We start from the raw sequence: 6,149 nt of genomic DNA, 5'->3' as shown, positions 1-6,149 counted from the left end.
CAGCAGCTCTTACACCACTCCAGAGCTATGTATCTTATAAACCTGTTTATAGTTCATATTTCAGGCTATTACCAGCCCTTTCTCAAAAAAAAGTTCTTTTCTTAACGTAAATTTGCAACGCTCCGTGCCGTGATATCCCGCACAATATCCTGTTGCGTAATAAATACAAGACGGATCTGGAACTGCTTGTAACACGGGCGAGGCAAGCTTTAAACACTCGCCCTGACAACCGCTTTTCAGTCCCTGAAGTGGACCCCAAAAACCGGACAGTGGTATAAGCTCAGACTTGCGTACTAGAGAGGCAGCGAGATGAGTCAGAAACGCAAGCAGTACAGGGCCGAGTTCAAGGCCAAAGTGGCCCTAGAGCGCGCATGGCCAAGCCGCGCAGCCATGCCGACACTGACGCACTTGCCGCGCAGGTAGAGACAGCCTGCCGGCGGCTTGTGCAATTGGTTCACCCGGACAAGCTCACCGCGCATCCGCAGGAAGCGCACACGGCCACACAGATCATTCTCGCGCTGATGACGGGCCTGGCAGACAGCGCATGTCGGAGCCCAACATGACGGCTCTGACGCTGCCGTCCTGTCCCAACGATGGGATTACACGTGGCCGACTACGAGCTGTCTTGGCCGCGCGTTTATGTCTGCCGTTAGGTTCGAAATCTACCGTTATTAGCTCAGAGTAATATGCTCATGTATGTTCTGATCGGCATGCTTCAATCAGCTGCTCCGCGCCCACTACTGTCGATCGCTGCGGCTTGTGAGTGTGCCCGTGCATGTGGGATAGCGTGAGCAGCCCCAGAATCCCTGCCCGGCGCGACGGCCCTTTCGCGCCACCCGCCGTACCATTGGGCCCGGCATTGTGGGCATTCCGGTTGCGTTGCGTATCTGGTTGATGAGGCGGGCGTCGTATGACTTGCCGGTGCGGCCTGAGGAGCGCTGCTGGGAAGAAACTTAAGAAGCTCCCTGCTCTCGACAAGCTCGACGTTGCGCCCTTCGGCAAACGCCCTGGCGTCGGCGGAAAACGCGCCGCAAGTAACCACAAAAGCACCGGTTGCGCCTGTTGCGCGCATTAGCCCGTAAAGCTCGCGCACGACCTTTACGCCCACAGGGGTCGCGCGCCATCGCTTGCATTGTACGAGGTATTTTTCGCTACTTTTTCTGAGGGCGAGATCGACGCCACCATCGGCTCCGCCGCCGCCCGTCTCGACTACGGAATAACCGCGGCGGCGAAACAGCTCACCCACCAGCCGCTCGAAATCTCGTCAGCTCAGATCGAGTAACGCCGACTGCACTCCGCGAGAAGTCGTCTGCTCGGCCAGCCGCGCGCGATGCCGGCGCTTTAGCAGCGATGCAATCGCGCCCAGCACGCAAATGAGGGGCAAGATATACTGCCCACCCATCGCGACCACCGCGCCGATCTGCTTGCCAAATAAAACGCCAAACTCGTTGGTAGAGACTGCTGTGGCAGCCGGCATTTTGGCGAATGGATGCAGAACAAGAAAACCGATTGGCGCAAGCGCGAATCCCGCCCACGGCGGCAACGCTGAAACGAGGCCTATCAGATCCTCGAACAGACTCTGGCTTTTCCTGCGACCCATGACATCCTCCCCTGTCGCGGCTACAGCCCGCGACGAATTGTTATCGGTGTTATCTGCTCTGTTTTTCTTCGCGCTGGATCGTCAGCGTGCGGCCTCTGCGGGATGCAATGACATCGGCGATGGCGTTGGAAGGTCACTTGTCGTGACGACGTTGTCCGTGCTTGTTGCCGCTGTGTCTTCCTCGCCCCAGACGCGGGCGAGAGTGGCCCGAATCTTTTGCTCGAAGCGGGAAATCAGTTCCCGGTTGGCGGCGACGAGGGCTTGCTCGGCTTCGATCTCGGCGACGATTTGTTGCTGGATGGCGAGGGCTGGGAGGGGGATTTTGATGGTCTTGATATCGACAAGATGGAGATTCGTAACCGTGCCTGATTTCGAACGGGCGGTTGCTTGCGCATAGGCGGCGTCTGAATTGAGGAAGCATTCCAAGTAGTGGGGGTCTAGCACGTCTTTCTTGGGTTTGATTAGCGCGAGACTGACGAAAATGCTGAATTCCCAATCCCAGTCGATAAGCTTCGCTATGCCGATTGTGCCGTTCTTGGAGTAAAGGACATCTCCCTTTTCCGGGCGACAGCGCTTGATGAGTTCGTTGTGCTCTTCCTGTGGGATGAATTTTTTTGACGTATTACTTTGGGTGATGTCGGTGACCCGCAGAAACGGAACACCTGTCTCGGTGTAGGTCGGTGTGAAATGTGCGCCATCCGTAATCTTGGTGGACACTTCGCTCAATTCGCTCACAGGCCAGTCGGGGTGGATGGGGATGTGGGGGCGGTAGTGGTCGAGGACGGCGCGGGCGCCGTTGATGACTTTCTGGTAGCCCTCGATCTCCGCCACGATCTCCTTCTGCACCTCCAGCGGCGGCAGGGGGATTTGGAGTTCGGCAAACGATGACCAACCAATCAGCGGAAGCTGTGCCCCTTTGAGTTGGCCCATGACCGCATCATTGAATCGCTGGCTGCGGAAAAGGTAGGCGTAGAGAGCGGGGTCGGCTTTACCTTCTGGTGCCTCGATAACGAAGATATCCGTTGAGCAAATGCCCTCGCGGTCAGCGAGCCATACCTTGTTCAAATTGGGCCGCAGCTTTCCGTACAGGATGTCGCGAGGTTTGAAGACGTTCTTCAGGCTCTTGATGTCCGCTGGCTTATCGGTAACGACGTTGCCGGCTATTTCGCCGGTTTTCTGCGTGACGTTTTCGAGACCAAGATAGTTCACGGGACCGTTGAGCGATTCTGGCAGGACGTTTCGCTCTGATTTGCGGAACACGTTAGCAACAGGGACGAAGGGCCACGAGGAAGCGGTGACAACGCCGTCCCGATACCGCTCCCCGCTCAAGTTGTAGTCAGCATTCGCCGCGATCTTTTCTTTGGCAACGATCAAGCCGCAGGTCGGCTGAAGATGAGCGGTGGGCTGGCCGCCGCGAATTGCTTGGAGGTAGACTTCGACTTCCGCCTTCACTTGCGGGCGGTCGTTTTTGTCGATAGGGCGGCGCTGCGCGCCGAGGCCGAAGCCGTCGTTGCCCACCTTGAAGAAGGCGATGGTCTGCGCCTGCCGGGCGAGAGACTTGTCGAGGATCAGGATGGACGTCTTCACCCCGGAGTAAGGATTGAACACGCCGGCGGGCAGCGACACCACGGCGACGAGGTAGTTCTCGACCAGCATCTTGCGCAGTCGCGTGTACGCGGTCTGACTCTGGAAAATGACGCCCTCCGGCACGATGATGCCCGCGCGGCCGGTGGGTGTCAGGTGCTCGGCCATGTAGTCCACGAACAGCACCTCAGAACGCTTGGACTGCACCGAGAAGCGGTTATGCGGCTTGATGCCGCCTTTCGGCGACATGAAGGGCGGGTTGGCCAGGATCACGTCGGCGTACTCGTTCCAGCGGTCCTGGCTGGTGAGTGTGTCGTATTCGTAGACATGCGGATCGCTGAAGCCGTGCAGGTACATGTTCACCAGCGACAGGCGCACCATATCGGGTGAGATGTCGTAGCCCTTGAAGTTGTCAGCGATTTTTTTCCGTTCGTCGGGCGTCAGCAGGTCGCCCCTGGCGGTGGGGATCTTCGAAGTGTGCAGGGCCGCGGCGGCCTCACCGTTCTTGCGGCCGTTGGGCTCGACGCCGTCGGGGGAACTGTTGGCCCTGAGAATGTGCTTGTAGGACGAGATCATGAACCCCGCGGTGCCGCAGGCGGGATCGAGCACGGTCTCGGTCTTCTTCGGGTCGATGATGGCGACGATGAAGTCAATGATATGGCGCGGTGTGCGGAACTGGCCGGCATCACCCTGCGAGCCGAGCACCGAAAGCAGATATTCGAAGGCGTCCCCAAGGCGCTCTGAGTGGTCGTAGGTGAACTCGTCAATGACCTTGAGAAAGGCGCGTAGGGTCTCGGGGTCGCGGTAGGGCAAATAGGCGTTTTTGAAGATGTCGCGGAAGAGCAGCGGAATGCCGGGGTTCTCCGGCATCTTGGCGATGGCCTCGGCGTAGAGGTTCAGGGTCTCAAAGCCGCCCAGACCGGAGCGCATCAGCTTCGCCCAGCCGTAGCGAGCGAACTGCCCGGCGAAGAACTTGCGCTTGCCGCCGAACTCCTCGCTCTCGGCGTCCATGTCGTCCATGAACTTGTAGATGAGGGCGATGGTGATCTGCTCGACCTGGCTCTTGGGATCGGGCACCTTGCCGACAAGAATGTCGCGGGCGGTGTCGATGCGGCGTTTGGTAGTAGTATCGAGCATAGGGTCCTTTGGTTCACATGGATGGGCAGGATGGACAGGATAAGAATGAAAATTGCGATGTATCGTGTTTATCCATGTTTGAAATCCTTGCTTCTGGTGAAGCGTTTGTATTCGAGTCTGGGATTGCCGAAGTTGATGAGTAAACCGACTTCGATCCCGGTGGCGTTCAGATAATTGATGATCTGCGCCTGGTGTTCGGGGACTATGGCTTTGACAGCTTTCAGCTCGACGATCACCTTCTCCTCAACGAGAAGATCCGCGTAAAAGTCACCCACGCATTCACCCCTGAACATCACCTTGACAGGATGCTGGAACATCGCTGACAAGCCTTTTTGACGCAGCGCCAGAAGCAAAGCCTTCTCATAAACCGATTCCAGGAAACCCGGGCCAAGTTCATTGATCACTTCAAAAGCGCAGCCGATTATGCTCTTGGTGATCTGCGCATGCTTCAACTCCGCATCCTGTCCATCCTGTTTATCCTGTTTATCCTGTTTATCCATGTTGAGGATCTTCAGGCGACAAACTGGTTCAGGGAGACGTAATCCTTGACGTACTCGGGAATGAGGGCGCGGTATTTTGGCGGCACCGCCCGGAAGTCGCGATTGTTGAAGAGCGGGTTGGTGGCCAGGTCCTGATAATGTCCCGCTTCGATGATGTGGCGGATCTGATCGCTGGACACGTAAGCCTTGAAGTAGTGCCTGATGGCGGGGATGGCCGCGGCCTCGTCGGGCTTGCTGTCGGCGACGAATTTGTCGAATTCTTCATCCAGCAGTTCGTCCCTGGACTTGAAGCGCGATATGAGGCCAAAGACTTTTTCCAGCATCTCCCGCACGCTCACGCGGCGATCCACGGCCGCGGCTTTGCGCAGCTTGTCTAGCGTGAAGTATTCTTTGGGCTTGTCCAGGATTTGCCGGTGCACGCAATCGATGGCCTTGTCCCACTGTTCGGCCTCGACAGCTTTGGCGATGGTTTCATTTTCGCGCACGGTGTCCTCGAATTTCTCGAAGAACATCCGATCGATCTTCATTCCCTCGTAGCCGATCGCCTGCTCCTTGACCGAGGCGATGATGTCGGCGCCGAGGTGCTCGTAGGTGCCGTCCGTAACCGTGAGGCCGTCATCATCGTCGCGCCTTTCTCCCCTGGGTCGGGGAAGCTTCAATACTTCGTCGTAGTTGAACTCCGTCTCGAAATATTCGCAGTTGGCGAAGAAGTCGAACAGCTTGAAAGCGGTCTTGTTCGGGTGCGATACGCCCTCCTTAAAACTGTTATCGAAAAGCTGTTCGAGGAAGTCGTGCTTGCGGGTGCCACGCCCCTTGATCTGGATGAAGTCGGTGGGCGAGAACACAGGCCGGAAGAGGCCGAGATTGAGAATGTCCGGGCAGTCGTAGCCGGTGGTCATCATGCCCACGGTGACGCAGACCCGGGCCTTGCTGGTCTTGTAAGCGGGCAGGAAGTTGGCGGAGCCTAGCAAATTGTTGTTGGCGAAGTTGATGGTGAACTGCTGCGCATCCGGTATCTGCGACGTGACCTGCACGGCGAAGTCGGACTGGTACTTGCCTGGAAACATGCGGTCGGCCATCTCGTTGAGGATCTGGGTCAGCCCGGTCGCGTGTTTCTGGCTGACGGCAAAGATAATCGATTTGCCGATCTCGCCGCTGACCGGATCGCGCAGCGCATTCTCCATAAACGTCTTGCAGAAAAGCTGATTCGTCGCGCTGGAGAAGAAGCGCCGCTCAAACTCGCGCTGCTTGTAAGTCTCCTGCTGGTCCTCGCCCGTATCGTCGGTGACCGTGACGACGAACCCTTGTTCGGAAAGCAGTTCGGTGGT

General features: G+C 57.5%; 5 protein-coding genes and 1 pseudogene. 1 reads left to right on the top strand and 5 read right to left on the bottom strand.

Annotated elements, in window-relative coordinates; translation table 11 throughout:
* Nucleotides 1-371: 371 nt before the first annotated feature.
* A complete protein-coding gene (locus H0V34_14190) occupies nucleotides 372-563 on the top strand; it encodes a hypothetical protein (GenBank protein ID MBA2492781.1) in 192 nt (63 codons plus the stop codon).
* A 174-nt stretch (nucleotides 564-737) separates the two neighbouring features.
* On the opposite strand, the pseudogene H0V34_14185 reads toward H0V34_14190, so the two are convergent.
* The 5 genes and pseudogenes from H0V34_14185 to H0V34_14165 form a co-directional block, all read right to left on the bottom strand.
* Nucleotides 738-1,249: pseudogene (locus H0V34_14185) on the bottom strand (restriction endonuclease).
* A 15-nt stretch (nucleotides 1,250-1,264) separates the two neighbouring features.
* The gene (locus tag H0V34_14180) at nucleotides 1,265-1,600 is read right to left on the bottom strand and encodes a hypothetical protein (protein MBA2492780.1); all 336 of its coding nucleotides are present in this window, start codon (nucleotides 1,598-1,600) and stop codon (nucleotides 1,265-1,267) included.
* A gap of 81 nt (nucleotides 1,601-1,681) precedes the next feature.
* Nucleotides 1,682-4,321: an N-6 DNA methylase gene (locus H0V34_14175; protein ID MBA2492779.1), complete on the bottom strand. Its 2,640-nt coding sequence runs from the start codon at nucleotides 4,319-4,321 to the stop codon at nucleotides 1,682-1,684.
* A gap of 68 nt (nucleotides 4,322-4,389) precedes the next feature.
* Complete coding sequence (locus H0V34_14170; GenBank protein MBA2492778.1) at nucleotides 4,390-4,821, bottom strand: GxxExxY protein; 432 nt, start codon at nucleotides 4,819-4,821, stop codon at nucleotides 4,390-4,392.
* A gap of 11 nt (nucleotides 4,822-4,832) precedes the next feature.
* Nucleotides 4,833-6,149, bottom strand: a 1,317-nt coding sequence (locus H0V34_14165; protein ID MBA2492777.1) for a restriction endonuclease subunit R, incomplete at its 5' end; no start/stop codon positions are given.

The organism is Gammaproteobacteria bacterium (assembly GCA_013696315.1).
Taxonomy (GTDB): domain Bacteria; phylum Pseudomonadota; class Gammaproteobacteria; order JACCYU01; family JACCYU01; genus JACCYU01.
Note: the sequence above shows the minus strand (reverse complement) of the source record. Positions and strands in the feature narration are given on the sequence as shown.

Coding starts and splice junctions, on each gene's coding strand:
- H0V34_14190 (MBA2492781.1), top strand. CDS start 372: ATGGCCAAGCCGCGCAGCCATGCCGACACTGACGCACTTGCCGCGCAG.
- H0V34_14180 (MBA2492780.1), bottom strand. CDS start 1,600: ATGGGTCGCAGGAAAAGCCAGAGTCTGTTCGAGGATCTGATAGGCCTC.
- H0V34_14175 (MBA2492779.1), bottom strand. CDS start 4,321: ATGCTCGATACTACTACCAAACGCCGCATCGACACCGCCCGCGACATT.
- H0V34_14170 (MBA2492778.1), bottom strand. CDS start 4,821: ATGGATAAACAGGATAAACAGGATAAACAGGATGGACAGGATGCGGAG.